We start from the raw sequence: 1002 nt of genomic DNA on the forward strand, positions 1-1002 counted from the left end.
GAACGGATTTGTGAATCATCCCAAAAATATCAAAGGGTGCATCTCATATTTTTAAAAAAGAAGGAAAGTTTGGAACCCGGGCGGTGGAGTTTTATTATAATTGTTCCCTAATTTAAAAAGTGAGATGTACCCCATCTCAAACCTAGTGATAGACTGGCTTTACAATTTGTGGAGAAGTCTATTAGCAATTACCAATTAGCAATTACCAATTATCTTTAGTTTACTTGAGCTGTGACATTTGCTTGTCTAACACAGCTAATTTTGAGCGAAGTAGAGGATTGTCCTGTACTGCAAGGATTCGACAGATGCGATCGCGCATCTTTTCGTGGTGTCTGAGAGTAGTGTTAGCGTCTGCTTGTAAGCCATAGTGCCGCTCTTTAATTTCTGCCTCTGGCAAGCAGAAGAACCCTGCTCCATCCGTTCGTTGAATGCTGCCTTCAAACAGGTCAAAAATTCGTGTGTTGCTAGTGATGGAGCTGTTAGGGTTTTCGCCTCCGTATACATGAAGGCTCAAAAAGGCGGATTGTCCGGGGTTGCCCATCTGGTGAATCATATTGTCAGCTACCGCCTTTACCTGTGCTGAGCTAAACTCCAGCCGCTTCTGGGTTTGCAGCACTCCATCTGTTAAGGTATACATGTAGTCTTCCGCCTCGCCAAAACACTGTACTGCTCCCCATTGGCTTGCGCCGTGGTCATGAATCGTGGTGTAGTCTCCTGGAGCCCAAGACAATACCATAATTTCAAAGGAACCGCCGTGGTAAATTAGCTTTCGACCGTAGCTGTCGGTGATGGGATGATCAAAGTCAGCCCATCCCATCAAGTCTTCCGGTGAGATGCGTGCATCCAAAATGCACTCACGAGCAATTGTCGGTACCCAGGGCTATTTCATTCTAAATATAAACAAGATATGGTATAATTGAGCGCAAATTTAGTCTAATCCATCTACTCTTGTGTCTCAAATCGCAATTATAGAAGCCTTTGCAGAGCTCGAAGACCCTCGTC

General features: G+C 44.5%; 1 protein-coding gene. It reads right to left on the reverse strand.

Annotated features, from left to right (window positions below; all coding sequences use genetic code 11):
- Nucleotides 1-220: 220 nt before the first annotated feature.
- Nucleotides 221-847, reverse strand: coding sequence for a cysteine dioxygenase family protein (locus F6K49_RS53100; RefSeq protein WP_293028351.1), 627 nt, complete (start codon nucleotides 845-847; stop codon nucleotides 221-223).
- Nucleotides 848-1002 lie beyond the last annotated feature (155 nt).

It is taken from the genome of Moorena sp. SIO3I6, assembly GCF_010672095.1.